Here is an 18902-nt window from a genome sequence, read left to right on the forward strand (position 1 = left end):
CGACGGCGTTTGTCGTGCTGCTGACGGCGTTTCTGCTGACCCTGGGGCGGGAGGCAGGGCAGGAAGATCCCTCGGTCGGGATTCCGGTCGCCAACCGCACCGAACCGGGCAGCGAGGCGCTGATCGGGTTCCTGGTGAACACGCTTGTCGTGCGGGCGGACCTGACCGGCGATCCGTCGTTCCGCGTGCTGCTGCGGCGGATGCGGGCAGCCTGGACCTCGGTGCTGGCGCATCAGGACGTGCCGTTCGATCGGGTGGTGGAGGCGTTGCAGCCGACGCGCGCGCTGAGCCGGACGCCGCTGTTCGCGACGATGTTCGCGGTGCAGGACACGGCGGCGGTAGAGCCTCGGGTGCATCTGCCGGGTCTGGCGGTGACGCCGCTCGATCTGGCCGGGCTGGCGGCGCGGTTCGACCTGGAGGTGCATTGCTGGCTGGATGGCGACCGGTGTGCCGGGATCGCGGTGCGCGATGTCGAGGCGTTGGACGCCGCCGACGTGACGCGGCTGCTGGCGCGCTGGACGTCGGTACTGCGCGCGGCGGCGGCTTCGCCGGACGCACCGATTTCTCAGCTGGCATCATTGTTGCCCGAGGAAGCGGCGCGGCTGGCGGCGCTGAACGATACCGATACCGGCGACGATCCACCGCCGATGCATCTTATGTTCGAGGCGACGGTGGCGCGCATGCCCGATGCGCCGGCACTGGAGGCTGGCAGCACGCGGCTGACCTACGCCGATCTGGATGCCACAGCCGAACGGATCGCTCGGACACTGGTTGCCGAAGGCGCCGGGCCGGATGTGCCCGTGGTGCTGGCTCTGGATCGCGGGCCGTGGCTGCATGCGGCGATGCTGGGGGTGCTGAAGGCGGGCGCCTGCGTGGTGCCGCTGGACCCGGAAAATCCGCCGGCGCGGCATGCGGCGGTGTTGGCCGCGGCTGGCGCGACGCTTGGGATCGTGGAGCCCAGATTGGCCGAGCATTTGCGGGGGCTTCGGTTGGTGGACCCGGTTACGGCGGACGGGCCGCCGGTACGGATTCGGGCTCCGCTGCCGGACAATATCGCGGCGATCATCTTTACCTCGGGATCGACCGGCCTGCCGAAGGGCGTCGAGGTCACGCATCGCGTGTTTGCCAACGTCATGCATTGGCATGCGACGCAGTTGGGTGATCGCGGCCGGCGCACTCTGGGCTTCACGCATCAGGCGTTCGACGTGTTCTTTCAGGAGGCATTCACCACCTGGGCGCTGGGTGGCACCTTGTTGCTGGTGGACGCTGAGCAGCGTCGCGACCCCGAACAACTCGCCGATTTCATCGAGAGCAATGGTGTGGAGCGGATTTTCATGCCGTTCACGCCACTGTCCCAGACCATGGAGGCGCTGACCCGGCGCAATGCCGGCCACAGCCTGCGCGAGTTGCACACGGCCGGCGAAGCAACGTTGGCGACGCCGGTGCTGCGCGCGTTCCTGGCCGATCTGCCCGGGATACGCCTGGTCAATCATTACGGCCCGACCGAGACCTACGTCACGACCAGCCACATCGTCACGCCCGATCAGGACCCGGTGCCGATCGGGCGGCCACTGCCCAATCTGCGGGTGCATATTGTCGACTCCATGCTGCGCCCCGTCCCGCCTGGTGCCACGGGAGAAATCACGGCTGGGGGAAAGGGACTGGCGCGCGGCTATCGCCGGCGGCCGGACCTGACGGCCGAACGCTTCCGGCCTGACCCGAATGGCGCGCCGGGCACGCGGATTTACCTGACCGGCGATCGCGGGCGGCTGGGGGCGGACGGGACGCTGCGCTACCTCGGACGGTCCGACCATCAGGTCAAATTGCGCGGGTTCAGGGTCGAGCCCGCGGAAATCCAGCGCGCGCTGATGGATGGGCCAGAGTTGCGGGCGGCCACGGTCGGGCTGATGAACGGCGCGCTGGTCGCGCATGTTGTGGTGGCGGACCCATCCGGGAACGGTTTGGTCGCGGTGCGTGCGCGGCTTGGCGAGCGGCTGCCGGATTATATGCGACCCGCAGCGATCATTCCGCTGCAAGCGCTGCCGTTGCTGCCGAACGGCAAGGTCAATCGGTTTGCCTTGCCGGCGCCGGAGGCGGCTATCGATTTGCCTCGGTCTGCGATTGAAGAGGCACTGGCCGGTCTGTTCGCGGAGGTTCTCGGGCGTCCCTCCGTTGGCATTCATGAGGACTTTTTCAGTGCCGGCGGGCACTCGTTGCTGGCGACGCAACTGGTTTCGCGGATTCGAGCGGTGCTGGGCGTGGAACTGCCGCTGCGGACGCTGTTCGAGGCACCCAGCGTGGCGGCGGTCGCGACGGCGATCGAGGCGGCGGACGCGCCACCCGAGCCGCCGCGGGCCGGACTGGCGCCGGCGGATTTGGCGCCGCTGTCGTTTGCCCAGGCTCGGTTGTGGCTGCTGGATCGGCTGGGGTTGGCGGGATACGCCTACACGATCCCGGTGGCGCTGCGGTTGCGCGGGGCGTTGGACATCCCGGCGCTGGCCGCGGCACTGGTCGATTTGGTAACGCGGCATGAACCGCTGCGAACGGCTTGCCGCGAGATCGACAGCGAGCCTCGACAGTTTGTGTTGCCGCCACCGGACGCGCATCTGGATGTGCAGGACGCCGCCGACGCCGATCTGCCGGGATTGCAGGCGGCAGAGATCGCGGCACCTTTTGACCTCGCCAACGGGCGACCGTTCCGGATGCGGTTGCTGCGGCTGGGGGCAGACGATTTCGTCCTGCTGGGGGCGATTCATCACATCGCGGCCGATGGCTGGTCGTTGCAGGTGATCGTACGAGAGTTGGGCAGCCTGTATCGACAGCATGCGCTCGGAGCGGCACCCCCGGCCGCGTTACCGCTGCGCTATGCCGATTTCGCCTGCTGGCAGCGGGAACTGATGCGCGGCGCGCGGGAGGCCCGGCAACTCGACTACTGGCGAGGACGGCTTGCGGGCGTGCCGCCGCTGGTTCTGCCGCTGGATCGGCCTCGGCCAATGCGGGAGACGTTCCGGGGCACGGCGCTGCCGGTGCAGGTGCATCCCGGCCTGGCGACCCGGATCGCGGCGCTGGGACGAGCGGAAGGGACGACGCCGTTCATGACGCTGCTGGCGGCGTTCCAGGCGTTGCTGCATCGGCTGTCGGGGCAGGCTCGGTTTGTCGTCGGGGCGCCGATCGCCAATCGCAATCGCGGCGAGACGGAGGGGCTGGTTGGCTTCTTCGTCAACGCCATGGGGCTGGATGCGGATTGCGGGGACGATCCGGGGTTCTCGACGCATCTGGGGCGGGTGCGGGAGGTCTGCCTGGGGGCGTTCGCACATCAGGACCTGCCATTCGAGCGGGTGGTGCAGGATCTGGCGCCAGGGCGCGACCTGTCCTCCAACCCGGTGTTCAACACGATTTTCGTGGTGCAGGCCGGGGACACGATGGTGCCTCGGTTCGACTTGCCGGGGATCGCGGTGGAGGTGGTGCCGCCACCCGACATCACCGTGCGGTTCGATATGGAGCTGCATCTGTGGCCGCAGGACGGCGGTTTCACCGGCTTCTTCGCCTACAACCGCGACTTGTTCGAGCGGGCGACGATCGAGGCCTGGATCGCCGGATATCTGGCGCTGCTGGAGGGAGCCGTGGCGGCTCCGGCAACGCGGTTGTCGGCGTTGCCGCTGACGCCTCCCGGGGGGCGGGCGGCGTCGCTGGAGGGTCCGGCGGCGGTGCGGTGCGATCTGCCGGGGCGGTTCGCGGCGATGGTGGCTGCTGATCCTGGCGCCTTAGCGCTGGTCGGGGATGGGTTCGCGCTGACGTATGGGGAACTGGATCGGCAGGCGGAGGATTTGGCGCGGCGGCTGGTGGTCGCCGGAGTTGGAGCAGAGGCGGTCGTTGCGCTGTCGCTGAAGCGTGGGCCGGAGGCGGTGGTCGCCATGCTCGGGGCGCTGAAGGCGGGAGCTGCGTATCTGCCGCTGGATCCGGGGATGCCGGAGGTTCGGCGGGAGGCGGTCCTGGCGGATGCCGGGGCAGTCGTGGTGTTGGGTGCTGATGACGGTGCTTTCACCGTCATGGCCGGGCGTGTCCCGGCCATGACGGATAGGACAGAGACGGACAGGGCGGCGCTTACGACAATGGCGGAGAGTACTTTGCCCCTGTCTCCCGACCGGCTGGCGTGCCTGATTTATACCAGCGGCACCACCGGGGTGCCCAAGGGCGTGGCGGTTACGCATGGGAATATCGCCTCCCGCTGCGTCGAGCCGGACTTCATGTCGGCCGGTCCTGGAGAGGTCGTGCTGCAGTATGCGCCGCTGGCATTTGATGCCTCGACCCTCGAAATCTGGGGGCCGCTGCTGAACGGCGGGACCGTGGCGATTGCTCCGCCCGAGCGGCTGACGCTGGCGGAACTGGCGGGGTTTCTGGATCGCCAGGCAGTGACCCAGCTGTGGCTGACGGCCGGGCTGTTCCGCGAAATGGCGCTGGCGCAGCCCGAGGCGTTGCGGAAGCGGCGGCAAATCCTGGCGGGTGGCGATGTGGTGGCACCGGAGGCGGTGCGAGCGGTTCTGGGCGACGGAGCGGTGTTCCGCAACGGCTACGGCCCGACGGAAACCACCATATTCGCGCTGACGCACGCGGTAACCGACGCCTCCGGACTGGACGGTGGGGTGCCGATCGGCCGGCCGCTGGCGGGAACCCGCGTGCATCTGCTGGATGCGGCGGGGCGTCCGGTGCCCCCGGGCGTGCCGGGAGAGATTTGCGTCGGCGGAGCAGGCGTGGCGCGGGGGTATCACGGCCATCCGGGGGCGACCGCCGACCGCTTCCGACCTGATCCGCTGTCGGTCGAACCGGGCGGGCGACTGTACCGCACCGGCGACCGGGGACGCATGCGCTGGGACGGCGCGATCGAGTTCCTCGGGCGAATGGACCGGCAGGTAAAGATCCGCGGCTTCCGGGTAGAACCGGCCGAGGTGGAGGCAGCGTTGCTGGCGCAACCGTCCGTGGCGCAGGCGGTGGTCGCGGCGCAGCCAGGTGCGGATGGGGAACGGCGGCTGACCGCCTGGGTGGTGCCGGTGGGTGCCGATCGCGACGGGCATCTGCGCGGCTGGGCCGATTTGTTCGATCAGCGGATTTATGGCGACGCGGCGCCGGTGGAGGCCGCATTCGACACCACCGGCTGGATCAGCACCTACACCGGCGCACCGATCCCCGCCGCCGAGATGCGGGCATGGGTCGAGGACACCGTGACGCAGGTGCTGGCACGGCGTCCTGCCGCGGTGCTGGAGCCAGGGTGCGGCACCGGTCTGCTTCTCCGGCGGATCGCGCCACACACCGAACGGTATATCGGGACGGATGCGTCCCAGGTGGCGCTCGACCGGCTGGGGGCACTGCCGGGGGTGGAACTGCGGCGGCGGGACGCGGCAGATTTCTCCGGGATCGAACCGAACACGCTGGACTGCGTGCTGCTCAGTTCGGTGGTGCAGTATTTTCCCGATCTCGCGTATCTGCGGGAGGTGATCACCGGGGCGCTGCGGACGGCGCGAGCCAGTGGTGTGGTGCATCTGGCCGATCTGCGCGACCTGCGGCACCACCGCCGGCTGACGCTGGCCTCGGAAGTGGCGCGGGCGGAGGACGCCACGCCGGCGGGCGCGCTGCGCGACGCGGCGGAGCGGCGGTTGGCGCAGGAAGCCGAACTGCTGGTCTATCCGGCACTGTTTTCAAGTTTGCCGGGTGTCGCGGCGGCGGAACTGCGGCTGCAATCGGGGTCGGCGCATAATGAGCTGACCCGGTATCGGTTCACGGCGGTGCTGCATGCGATGGTGCCGGATTGGCAGGTGGTGGAGACGGTGCCGGTCCGGACACTGGCGGGGTTGGAGGAGTTGCTGGGGCGGCGTTGTGAGGCAGACACCGGGGGGCACGCGCCATTTCCCGTCGTGACGAAGGGGCGGCAGCACAGCGGAGCGGCCGTGATCGCGATGGGGCTGCCGAATGCGCGACTGACCGCTGATATCGCCGTGGCGACGGCGCTGGAACGGGCCCCGCCGTCGATGCCGGCGGCGGCCCTGCGAGCTGTCGCGGCGCAGGAGACCATCGACGCGGTCGATCCCGCCGATGTGCTGGCGTTGGCCGCTCGGTTCGGGGTGGTGTGTGTGTTGGCGCCCAGCGCTGATCCGGATTGCTTTGATGTGGGGTTCCACGAACCGGGGACGCCCGCGCCTTGGATGCCGTCCTGGCGGCGGCCGGCGGTTTTGCCCGATTTGTTGGCCAACCAGCCGGCGGGGACGGTGGCTGGACTGGTGCCGGCGTTGCGGGAGGCATTGGCGGCCGTGCTGCCGGCGCCGATGATCCCGGATGCGTTCGTGTTACTGCCTCGGTTGCCGTTGACGCCCGCGGGCAAGATCGATCGGGCGGCGCTGCCGGTGCCCTCACGGCAGGCGGCGGCGTTTGCCGCGCCGCGCAATGCCACCGAACAGGCGGTCGCCGAGGTGTTCGCCCAGGCGCTGGGATTGCAACGCGTCGGACGGGACGATGACTTCTTCGCGCTGGGCGGGCACTCGCTGTTGGCGGCGCGGATCAGCGCCCTGTTGCGCCAGCGGCTGGGGCGCGAGGTGCCGCTGCGGCTGTTCTTCGAGGCTCCCACGGTCGCGGCGCTGGCGGAACGGTTGAGCGGGCTGGAGCAGGCCGCCGAGACCGTCGCGCTGCAACCGGACCCATTGTCGCGGCATCTGCCATTTCCGCTGACGGATGTGCAGCAGGCCTACTGGATCGGCCGCGACGGCGCCTTCGCGGTGGGCGGCACCGCGGCGCATGTCTACTTCGAGGTGGATGCCAAAGACCTCGATATCGAGCGGTTCGAGGCGGCGTGGAACGCGCTGGTGCGGCGGCATGGGATGTTGCGCGCGGTGGTGGCCGGCGACGGCACGCAGCGGATTCTCTCGGATGTGCCGCTGTATGTCATTCCGCGCCACGCGCAAGCGGACGGCGTGCGCGAACGCCTCGCTGAGGAAGTGCCGCCGTCCAACCGTTGGCCGCTGTTCCGGTTGGAGGCGTCTCGGCTGGCAAATGATGACGGCTGGCGATTGCACGTCGGCATCGACACGCTGGTGGTGGATGCGCACAGCCTGAACCTGATGTTCATCGAGCTGCGGCAGATGTACGACTACGCCGTGCGGTTGCCCAGCGACGGCAGCGCGGGGTTGCCTCGGTTGACGCTGTCGTTTCGCGATGTGGTGCTGGCTCGGTTGGCGGCACAGGAGAGCCCGGCTTACGCGCGGTCTCGGGATTATTGGATGGCGCGGCTGGACTCGCTGCCACCGGCGCCGGCGCTGCCGATGGCGCCGGTTCGGCGGAACGGGACGCCTCGGTTCGTGCTGCTGTCGCATCGGCTGGAGGCGGCGGTCTGGGCGCGTATCCGGGATCGGGCGGCGGCGCGGGGGCTGAGTCCGAACAGCGTGGTGCTGACGGCGTTTGCCGAGGCGCTGGCAGGATGGAGCCGTGATCCGGAGTTTACGTTGAACCTGACACGGTTCGAGCGGCCGCCGCTGCATCCGGAAATGCAGTCGCTGGTGGGCGATTTCACCGAATTGCTGTTGCTCGCGGTGTCTTGCCGGTCGGGGGTCGGGTTCGCCGTCGCTGCCGCGAACTTGCAGCATCGGCTTTGGGAAGACCTGGAGCATCCGCATCCGGGTGCGATCGCGTTGGCGCGGGAGATCTCGCGACGTCAGGGCCGGCCGCCTGACATGCTGTTTCCAGTGGTGTTTACCAGTTTACTTGGTTTGCCCGGCGGAGCGGCTGGGGAAGATGCACTGCAACGCTTCGGGCCGGTGAGCTACCGAGCGGCACAGACGCCTCAGGTTTGGCTGGATCATGGGGTGGCAGAGATAGCGGGCGATCTGGCGCTGACCTGGAACGTGCTGGAGGGAGCTTTCCCCGACGGCGTCGTCGAGGCGATGTTCGGGGCGTATCTGCGGATTTTGCATGCGTTGGCGGGTGAGGAGTCGGCCTGGGATCGGCCGGCGGCGAGGGATTTGCCGGCGGCACAGCAGGCGGGGCGCGCGCGCTACAACGCGACGTCGGTGCGGCGGGAACCGGCTCTGTTGCATGCCGGGTTGCTGCGGGCGGCGGCGGCGTATCCCGAGCGGGTGGCGGTGATTGCTGGCGATCGGGTGCTGACGCACGGCGAACTGGCGGCTCGGGCGCGCGGGGTGGCGCGGCGGCTGACGGCGCTGGGCGTGGGACAAGGCGATATCGTCGCCGTCGCGCTGCGCAAGGGCTGGGAACAGGCGGTGGCGACACTGGCCGCGTTGCAGGCGGGCGCGGCGTATCTGCCGATGGACCCGGCATTGCCGTCGGAGCGGTTGCATTTGCTGCTGGCGGATGCGGGGGTGCGGGTGGCGTTGACGCACTCGGCGTTGGATCGCGGTGCCTGGCCAGACGACGTCGTGCATCTGGCGGTCGATCAGGCGTTGCCGGAGCCGGGAGCGCCGCTGGTGTGTCCGGCGGCTCCGGATGACCTGGCGTATGTCATCTATACCAGCGGGTCGACGGGGCGGCCGAAGGGCGTGGCGATGACGCATGCCGCGACGGCCAACACTTTGACTGATTTGGAGCGACGCTTCGCATTGTCGCCCGGCGACCGGGTGCTGGCGTTGTCGGCTCTGTCGTTCGATCTCTCGGTTTGGGATTTGTTCGGCGTGCCGGGGGCTGGCGGTGCGGTGGTGATCCCGGTGGGCGACGAGGAACGTGACCCTCAGGCCTGGGCGCGACTGACGGCGCGGCATGGGGTGACGCTGTGGAACAGTGTGCCGCAGCTTTTGCAGATGCGGTTCGATGCGGCGGACGGCGAGGCGCCGGTGCCCCGGGTGGTGATGCTGTCGGGGGATTGGATTCCGCTGTCGCTGGTTGATGCGGCTCGGGGCCGGTGGCCTGGGACGCGGCTTGTGTCGCTTGGCGGGGCAACCGAGGCGGCGATCTGGTCGATCCTGCATGAGATCGAGCCGGCCGAGCCGGCCTGGCCGTCGGTGCCTTACGGGCGGCCGATGGAGAACCAGACGATCGATGTGTTGGGGCCGAATATGGCGCCTCGGCCGGATTGGGCGGAGGGCGAAATCTATATCGGCGGCGCCGGGCTGGCGCGCGGGTACCTGGGGGATGCCGAACGGACGGCGGCGGCGTTTGTTACGCATCCTGAGACGGGGGTTCGGTTGTACCGGACTGGCGATATGGGGCGGTTCCGGCCGGGTGGGTTGGTGGAATTCCTCGGCCGGCGCGACGGGCAGGTCAAGGTAAACGGGTTCCGGGTGGAACTCGGCGAGGTGGAGGCGGCGCTGGCGGGCGCGCCCGGTGTAGCGCATGCGGCAGCCGCGGTGACGCAGGATGCCGCGGGCGGGCGGGCGCTGTGTGGGTTCGTGGTGCCTCGGTTGGGGGAAGCGGCGGTGTCGGTGCTGCCGGCGGAGGCGTTGGCGGACGCCGCGGCGGTGGCGTTGAAGGCGGCGCCGGAAGAACCGGTGACGGCAGCGACCCAGGTCCTGTGGTCGGCGGAGGCGGATCGTTATGCCCGCTCCGCCGAGGCGGCGCTGGCCTCGTTGGGTGTATTCCAGAGTTCGGATGAGCGGTGGGAGGTTCCGGCGCTGCTGGGCCGCACCGGGATCGCCGGGCGTTACACGGCGTGGCTGGAGCGGGCTTTGGCCCAGTTGGGGGCGCGAGGGGTGTTGGTTCGGCGGGGGCCGGCTTGGGTGGCGTCGCGGCCGCTGAAGGACGACCCGGCAGGGAAACAGTTGGCCGCGGTGCTGACCGAGCGGGTTCACTCGGCGGAATTGTATGCCGATCCAGCGGTGCCGGAGTTGTATGAGCGGATTTTTGGCGGCTGCCATCAGGCGCTGGCGGCGGCGTTCTCGGTGTTGCTGAGGCAGTTGCCCCCGGATCGGCCGGTGCGAGTGCTGGAGGTAGGCGCTGGGTACGGCACGGCGACACGGCACTTGCTGCCGTTGTTGCCGGCGGGGCGAGCAGAATACCGGTTCACCGACATATCGCGGTTCTTCCTGGATCGGGCGACAGAGACGTTTTCCGGCATTCCGGGGCTGTCGTTCGGGCTGCTCGACCTGGATCGCCCGGCTGCGGCGCAGGGGGTTCCACCCGGGTCGATCGACATCATCGTGGCGGCCAGTGTGCTGCACGATGCTCGGCGGATCGAGCCGATGCTGACCGATCTGGCGGCGACCCTGGCGCCGGGCGGCGTGCTGCTGGCGATCGAGGAGACGGTGTTTCATCCGGCCTATGACCTCGGGATGGGGCTGCAGCAGGGGTTCGACCGGATGACCGACCGCGACCTGCGGCCGGAGCATCCACTGCTGTCGCGTTCCGCCTGGGCGGACGTGTTGGGGCGGTCCGGTTTTGCGGCTTCCCGCATGGTGGCGCGGCCGGACAGCATTCCCGAGGCGCTGGGGTTCGATGTGCTGTTGGCGCAGGCGTCTGATACCAGCCGGGAACTGTCGGAGACGGTGGTGCTGGAACATGCGCGCCGGCGATTGCCGGAGCACATGGTGCCGCGCTCCGTGATCGTGCTGCCGGCGTTGCCCCTGTCTGCGAACGGAAAGCTGGATCGGGTGGCGTTGGCGGCTCTGGCGCCTGGGCGGGCGGTTGCAGTGGGGCTGGCGCCCCGCACGCCGCTGGAAGCCGAGTTGCTGGCGATCTGGGCCAAGCTACTGGATGCGGAGCAGTTGGGGGTCGATTCGGATCTGTTCGTCAATGGGGCGGACAGTCTGGTGGCGACCCGGGCGGTTTCGCTGATGCGAACGGCGACGGGGGTCGACCTGCCGCTGCGGACGGTGTTCGAGCAGCCGACCGTCGCGGCCCTCGCGGCGGCGGTGGAGATGCGGCAATGGGCCGCCGAGGATGCCTCGGCCGATGAAACGGCGGTGCTGCTGTGAGCGATGCTCGTATTGGATCCTCGCTTGATGGGCTGATCGCGGCGCTGCGGGAGCGTGGGCTGCGGATTCGGGCGCAGAATGGGCAGTTGGCGGTCAGCGGGCCGCAAGGGGCGTTGACGGCCGATCTGCGGGCGCAGTTGGTGGATCAAAAACCCGCGCTGCTGGCATTCCTGGCCGAAGCGACAGAGGCAACGGATGCAATCGGCCAGTGCGCGCCGCCAGGCGATCGCGCACCGGCGAGCTTTGCCCAGGCCAGGCTGTGGTTCCTGGAGCGGCGCGGCGATGCCGGGGCGGGTTACGTGGTGCCGCTGGCCACGCGGCTGCGGGGCCGGTTGGATGTGGCAGCATTACAGGTGGCGCTGGACGGGCTGGCGGCTCGGCATGAGCCGCTGCGAACGGTGTTCGCCGAGGATGCCGACGGGACAATGCAGATCGTGCTGCCCTCAGCGCCGGTGGCGTTGCCGATCGACGATTTGACGGGCGGGGCCGATCCGGAGGCAGCGTTGCGGCTGACGGTGGAGACGGAGGCGGCGCGAACCTTCGACCTGACGTCGGAACCACCGCTGCGGGTTCGGCTGCTGCGGCTGGCCGACGACGATCATGCGCTGCTGCTGAGCATTCACCACATCGCCTTCGATGGTTGGTCGGCTGGGGTGGCGCTGGGCGAACTGGCGACGCTGTACGATGCGGCGAAGGCGGGGCGAAAGGCGGCTCTGCCGGGCTTGCCGGTGCGGTACCGGGATTATGCGGTCTGGCAGCGGCAACGTGTCTCCGGACAGCGGTTGCAACAGGGTTTGGCGCATTGGATGGCGCGGCTGGATGGCGCCCGGGCGCTGGTGCTGCCGCTCGATGGGTCGGGCAAGGCCGGACCCGGCGCGGGGCGACGGCTGCGGCACGCGGTACCCCGGTTGGCGGCAGTTTGTGCGCAATTGGACGCGACGCCGTTCATGGTGCTGTTCGCCGGCTGGGCGGCGCTGCTGTCCCGGCTGACCGGCGTGACCGACGTCACGCTGGGATCACCGGTGGCGAACCGCACGCGCGGCGAAACCGAGGGGCTGGTGGGGTTCTTCGTCAATGCGCTGGCATTGCGGCTCGACCTGTCCGGGCGGCCGAGTTTCGCCCAGGCAGTGGAGCGGGCTCGGGCGGTGTGCCTGGATGCGTTCGCCAATCAGGACATGCCGTTCGAGCAGATCGTCCAGGCGCAGCGGGTAGCCGGTGGCGCGGGTCTGTTCAGGCAGGTTTTTGCGTTATTGCCGCCGGCGGGGGCGCCGCCGGTGCTGGATGGGCTGGTGGCGGAGCCCTTGGACTCGGGGCCGGTCGCCGCACGGTTCGAGCTGGAACTGCATGCTCGGGTCGTCGATGGGTCGATCGAGCTGCTCGCGGCGTATGACCCCGGGCGATTCTCGGCGGCGACGGTGGATGAATGGCTGGGGCGCTATGCCCGGCTGTTGGACGCACTGCTGACGGATCCTTCGTTGCCGTTGGATGCGCCGGTGTTGCTGACGCCGGGCGAAGCTGAGCGGATTGCTGCCTGGGAGACGGCACCGGCCAGCGAGCCACCGACCACGTTATGCGCACTGGTGCGGCATGCGGTACGGCGTTGGCCGGACCTGCCCGCGGTGCGCGACGCCAGCGGCGGGATGACCTACGCGGCGCTGTGGCAGGCCGCCGGGCGGGCGGCTTCGGGGTTGCGGGCGCTTGGCGTGCGGCGGGGCGACATCGTGGGATGGCGCTTCGACCGAACCGCGCCGATGCTGGCAGCGCTGCTGGGTATTCTGCGAACCGGTGCTGCGTGGCTGCCGATTGATCCCGCGCTGCCTGCCATTCGGCAGGCGGAATTGCGGCAGCGCGGCGGGCTGAAATTCGTCGTTGGCGACGACCTGGCGGTCGAGGCACTGCTGGATGGGGACGACTGGACCGGTTCGGACGCGCCCGCCCCTGATGATTTAGCCTATCTGATCTTCACCTCGGGCTCCACCGGGACGCCAAAAGGCGTCGCCATCGCGCATGGCGGCGCCGCCAACCTAGCTTTGGCGCAGGGGGCATTTTTCGGGACCGGCCCGGACACGCGCGTGCTGCAGTTTGCCAACCCCGGCTTCGACGCGTCCGTCTCGGAGATTTTCGCCACCCTGGCCGGCGGTGCCGAACTGCATCTGGCACCCCGGCCGCTGTTGCTGCCGGGGCCCGACCTGATCGGGACGCTGCGCGGGCGGCGCATCACCCATGCGACCTTGCCTCCGGCCTTGCTGCGCGAGATGTCGCCCGAAGGATTCCCCGACCTCAGGACGGTCATCTCCGCCGGTGAGGCTTGCACCCCGGACATTGTCGCCGCCTGGGCGCCCGGACGCCGACTGCTGAACGCGTATGGACCGACCGAGGCCTCGGTCTGCGCTGCGCAGGGTGAAATCGCCGCCGAGAGCGGAATACCCGACGTCGGGCGGCCGATGCCGGGGGTCACCGTCCGCCTGCTCGACAATGCCGAGCGGCGGGTGCCCCAGGGCGCGGTCGGAGACCTGTGCATCGGCGGGGTTGGCGTTGCGCGCGGCTACCACGGGCGCCCCGACCTGACAGCCGAACGATTCCGGCCCGATCCTTACGGCGCGCCAGGGGACCGGCTGTATCGTTCGGGGGATGCGGCGCGCTGGCGGGCGGGTGGGCGGATCGAAGTGCTGGGGCGGCTCGATGCGCAGGTCAAGCTGCGCGGCATGCGGGTGGAACCAGCCGAGGTGGAAGCGGCGTTGCGCACCCTGCCCGGCATCGCCGATGCGGCGGTGGTGGCGGTTGACGACACGCTGGTCGGGTACGCGGTGCCGGCACCGCCGGGGATCGAATTGTGGCCCTCGGTGGCCGAGTTCTTCGTCTACGACGAACTGCTCTACCACGCGCTCGCCAGCGACACCCGCCGGGCGGGACCGTATCGGACGGCGATCGCGGCGGCGGTCAAGGGGCGGGTGGTGCTGGATGTCGGCACCGGCGGTGAGGCCGTGCTGGCCCGCGAATGCGTTGCCGCCGGTGCCCGGCACGTGTTCGCGGTCGAGCTGCTGGAACGGTCCTACCAACAGGCTCGGGCGACCATCGCTGGCTTGGGGCTGACCGACCGCATCACCCTGCTGCACGGCGATGCGCGCGAACTGGCGCTGCCGGATTCGCCCTTCGGCGCCCCGGAAATCTGTGTCAGTGAGATTGTCGGATCACTCGGCGGGGCCGAAGGTGCGGCTGCGATCCTCGACGCCGTCCGGTCCCGCTTCCCCGGCATCCGCATGCTGCCGCGCCGCGGTCTGACGCTGGCCGCGCCCGTGGAAGTGCCCGATGCGGTGCTGGACGAAGGCGGATTTGCCCCGACCGGCGCGCACTACGCGGAACGGATTTTCGCCCAGGCGGGGCGGCGCTTCGACCTGCGGCTTTGCCTGCGGCGGGTGGACCGGTCGGCCCTGCTGGCGCCACCGGGGCCATTCGAAAATCTGGACTTCATGACGCCCGATCCGGGCCGGGGCTCGACGACAACCCGGCTGGCGATCCAACGCGATGGCCGCATGGCCGGATTGCTGGCGTGGCTGACGCTCGATCTGGACGACACGGTCAGCCTGGATACCCTGGACGGCGAGTTTAGCTGGCTGCCGGTGCTACTGCCGCTGCCCGACGGGCCGGTTGCGGTTCGGGCGGGCGATGAGTTGCTGATGGGCTGCGACTGGCAGCGTTGCGCCAACGGCCTGAACCCGGATTATCGGGTGACACTGCGGTTGCTGCGCGATGGGAACACCGTCGCCGAGGCCGTCCTGGACAGTCCGCATGATCCCGCCGGCGTCGGCGGCACGCGGCTGCACCGGCGGCTGTTCGGCGGCACTGACCTGCCGCTGGCCCCCGAATCGCCGACGCCCGAGGGGCTGCGGCGGCAATTGTTGGCTCGCCTGCCCGAACCGATGGTGCCGTCCCGGATCGAATTGCTGCCCAGCCTGCCGTTGACGCCGGCTGGAAAGGTCGCTCGCCGAACCCTGGCGGGCCGGTTGCCAGCGGAGGCGGCGGTGCGACGGGCATTGACGGCGATGCCGGCGGTTGAGGCTGTCGCGGTGCAAGCGGGAACGCCGCCGATGGCGTTCGTCGTGGCGAAGCCGCCTGAGGCTGAGGCCCCGGAACGCGAGACCGCTCAACTGGCGGCGGCTCAACTGGCGGAGTGGCGGACGCTGCATGAAACGCTGCATGGGGAGGCGGAAGCAGCCGAGGACCCGTTCCATGGGTGGCGGAGCGCACTGACCGGGCAGCCTATTCCGGCTGAGCACATGGCGGCCTGGCGGGACGCGACGCTGAAGCGGCTGCGGGGCTTGCCTCGGCGGCGGGTACTGGAGATCGGTGCTGGGACCGGCATGATCCTGCATGGTCTGGCGGCTGATACCGAATTGTATGTCGCGACCGATACCAGCGCGCCGGCGCTGGCCCGGATTGCGACCAGGCTCGATCCGGATATTGCCGACCGGGTAAGGCTGGAGCGGCGGGATGCCGCCGATTTCGAGGGGCTGGGCGGCAACTTCGACCTGATCCTGTTGAATTCGGTCGTGCAATATTTTCCCTCGGCGGATTACCTGCGGCGGGTGCTGGACGGGGTTCGGGAACGGCTGGCGCCGGGTGGGACAGTGTTCCTGGGCGATCTGCGCCATCTCGGGCTGGCGGGGCGGCTCGCCGAACGGGGTGGGCGGCGGATGGAGGACGAGACGGAACTGCTGCTGGACCCGGCCTGGCTGGGTGGGCAGGGGTTCGAAGGCGTGGTGGCGCTGCTGAAGCACGGCGCGGCAGGCTGCGAACTGACGGATTGGCGCTTTGATGCGTTGCTGAGGTTGAAGTCTGCTTCCAGCGAGGTGCGTCGGGCAGCATGGACCGGGACGCTGCCCTTCGTTGGCGATGCGGCGATGATCATGGCTGGCATTCCAAATGGGCGGTTTGGCGATGGAGTCGACCTCGACGCTCTGCGGAAACAGGCGGAAGCAGCGGGGTGGTCGTTGGAGGCCGGGTTCGCGCGGGATGATCCCGGATGCTTCGATGCTCTGCTGGTGCCGCCAGGGCGCGTGGTCGATCCGTTCCTGCTGCGGCTGCCTGATCCGGGTGCGGCTGCCTGCAATGACCCGCTGCGGGCGCGGCGCCGCTTGGCGATGGCGGCACAATTGTCCGCCGTACTGACCGAGCAGGGTCTGGCGGCTGACGTGCGGGTGGTGGAGGCGCTGCCTCGGCAGGAAGCAGCCGCGCAACCCAAGGATGCGACGGAACGGGCGCTGGCGTCGCTGTGGGCGGAGTTGCTCGGGCGCGGGTCGGTAAGAGGGGACGATGATTTCTTTGCCCTCGGCGGTCATTCGCTGCTGGGCATGCGGTTGATGGCGCGGATTCAGGCGCGTTTCGGCGTCGAACTGCCGGTGAAGGCACTGTTCGAGGCGCCTCGGCTGGCCGATCTGGCCGAACGGCTGCGCGGGGCTGGGCCGGCGCTGGTCGCGGAACCGGTGGATGAGGCGGCGGATTGGCCACTGGCGCCGGCGCAGGAACGGCTTTGGTTCCTCGATCGGCTGGCGCCGGGCAGTTCGGCGTATGTCATGCCGGTGGCGCTACGGTTCCGGGGCGGTGTCGAGGCCGGCCGGGTGGAGGCGGCACTGGCAGATATGGAGGCGCGCCATCCGGTGCTGCGCCGACGGTTGGTTGACGGGCCGGTGTTGCGTAAGGCGCCGCCTGCCCCGTTCGTGTTGCGGGTTTTGGAGGGTGATACGGCGCTGGTGCAGCGATTGGCGCTGGCTCCGTTCGATCTAGCGAATGAACCGTTCTGGCGCGCGTGCCTGGTGCGGTTGCCGGATGGCGATGCGATGCTCGTGCTGACGGTTCACCATCTGGTGGCGGACGGGATCAGCATGGGCGTGCTGCTGAATGATCTCGGGCGCGCGTTGGCCGGTAAACCGCTGCCACCGCACACCGGACCGTCCTACGGGGCCCTGGCCGCCGTGCGGCGAGCTCAGCTAGCCGCGCCGGAGAGCCATACGGCACCGCTGCGCGAGGCGGCCCGGTTAAAGGACGTGCCGCCGCTGGATTTGCCGCTGGACCGACCTCGGCCTGCGGTGCGCGACGCCACTGGAGCGTCGGTGCCACTGGCCCTGCCGCCGGCGGTCTCGGCCGGGGTGCGGGACCTGGCTCGGCTTGAGGGGACGACACCGTTCGCGGTGCTGCTGGCTGGATGGGTGACGCTGCTGCACAGGCTGTGCGGCCAGGATCGGCTCGCCGTCGGGGTGCCGGTGGCCGGACGGCCGGCGGGGGCCGAGGCGATGGTCGGGTTGTTCATCGACACCGCTGTCGTTGCCGCCGATTGCAGCGGCCGGCCCAGTTTTCGGGCGCTGCTGCGGCAGATGACCGAGGCGTCGCGTGGGGCGATCGCCGCTTCGGTGCCGTTCGAGCGTCTGGTCGAAGCAGTGCGGCCGGACCGCGATCCGTCTCGCACGCCGCTGGTGGAGACCACGCTGACGTTGCAGCCGCCCTATGATGCGGCCGGCTTCGACGGGCTGGGCGTGGAACCCTTCCCCCTGGCCGCCGCCGCTGCTCGGTTCGAGCTGGAACCAAGCCTGTGGGCGCAGGACGGTGGTTTCGCCGGCAGCCTGACCTACGCTACGGCGCTGTTCGACGCCGACACCGTCCGTGCCGTCGCCGGTGCATTCTCGACGCTGCTGGCCGGCGCGGTAGCGGCGCCCGATACCGCACTACACCGCCTGCCGCTGCTGTCGCGCACCGAGGTCGCCGCGGCGGTCGCCATCGGGCGGGCACGGGGCGTGTTGGAGGTGACCGGGACGCTGCACGGCCGGTTCGCCGCGATGGCCTCGGCCTGCCCTGAAGCCCCGGCGGTGGGCGTGCGCGGCCGCCGGGACATTGCTTGGACGAGCTACGGCACGCTGATGCACCGGGCGCAGGCAATCGCGGGGGGTCTGGCGATGCGCGGTGTGCGGCGGGGCGATCTTGTCGGTCTGCTGGCGGCGCGCGATGTCGACAGCATCGCCGGGCTGATCGGCATTCTGATGGCCGGCGCTGCCTATGTGCCGGTCGATCCGGCGACGCCCCCTGCCCGCGCCGCCGTGTTGCTGGCGTCCACCATATTGACCGTGACCTCGGGACCGTTGCCCTGGGACGGGCCGGCGCTACGGACCGATCTGGCCATGGATGGTTCGGCTGAACCCGTGGAAACCGGGCCGGACGACCTGGCCTATGTCATCCACACGTCCGGCTCCAGCGGCGTGCCCAAGCCGGTTGGCGTGCCGCATACGGCGGTATTGCGGCTGTTCCCGGCGGCGCGGGATGTGCTGGTGCCGGACCGGAGCGATGTGTGGGCGTGCCTGCACTCGTTGGCGTTCGATTTCTCGGTCTGGGAGGTATGGGGCGCGCTGCTGCACGGCGGCAGCCTGGTGCTTGCCTCCGAGGAGGTCCGCCGGTCGCCGCCCGATGTCCTGGCGCTGGTACGCGATGCGGGGGTGACGGTGCTGAGCCAGACGCCCTCAGCCTTTGCACAACTAGATGCAGCCGATGCGGCGGCCAGGACGCCGCCGTTGCACCTGCGCACGCTTGTGTTCGGTGGGGAGGCTTTGGATTTCGCCTCGCTGCGAGGCTGGTTCGCGCGGCGTGGGGATGCGGTGCCGGTGGTGACCAATATGTATGGGATCACCGAGACCACGGTGCATGTGACGCGGCTGCGGGTGACGGCGGCGGATGCGGCGGCGGGAAACAGCAGGATCGGCCGGGTTTTGCCCGACCTGGGTGGCCACGTGCTGGGAACGGACGGACGACCGGTGCCTCCGGGTTTCCCGGGGGAACTGTATGTCGCCGGATCGGGGGTGGCCTGGGGCTATCTGGGGCAGCCCGGCCTGACAGCCGACCGTTTCGTGCCTGACCCATGGGGGCCGCCGGGCAGCCGTTTGTATCGCACCGGCGATCGGGTGCGGCGAACGCCGAACGGCCAACTCAGCTATCTGGGGCGGCTGGACGCACAGG

Annotated in this window: 2 protein-coding genes (1 of these 2 running past the window's edge); both read left to right on the top strand. The window is 69.7% G+C overall.

The window, feature by feature from the left end; genetic code table 11:
- The first annotated feature begins 14 nt into the window (after positions 1-14).
- Positions 15-10904, top strand: coding sequence for a non-ribosomal peptide synthetase (locus GSQ89_RS23155; RefSeq protein ID WP_254073322.1), 10890 nt, complete (start codon positions 15-17; stop codon positions 10902-10904).
- Positions 10901-18902: the 5' portion of a non-ribosomal peptide synthetase gene (locus GSQ89_RS23160; protein WP_158929672.1), read on the top strand. Its footprint extends 608 nt past the window's final position; only the first 8002 of its 8610 coding nucleotides appear in the window; its start codon is at positions 10901-10903; its stop codon lies beyond the right edge, outside the window. Before GSQ89_RS23155 ends, GSQ89_RS23160 begins: the two co-directional genes overlap by 4 nt.

The sequence above is a fragment of the Acidisphaera sp. S103 genome, assembly GCF_009765975.1.
Taxonomy (GTDB): Bacteria; Pseudomonadota; Alphaproteobacteria; order Acetobacterales; family Acetobacteraceae; genus Rhodopila.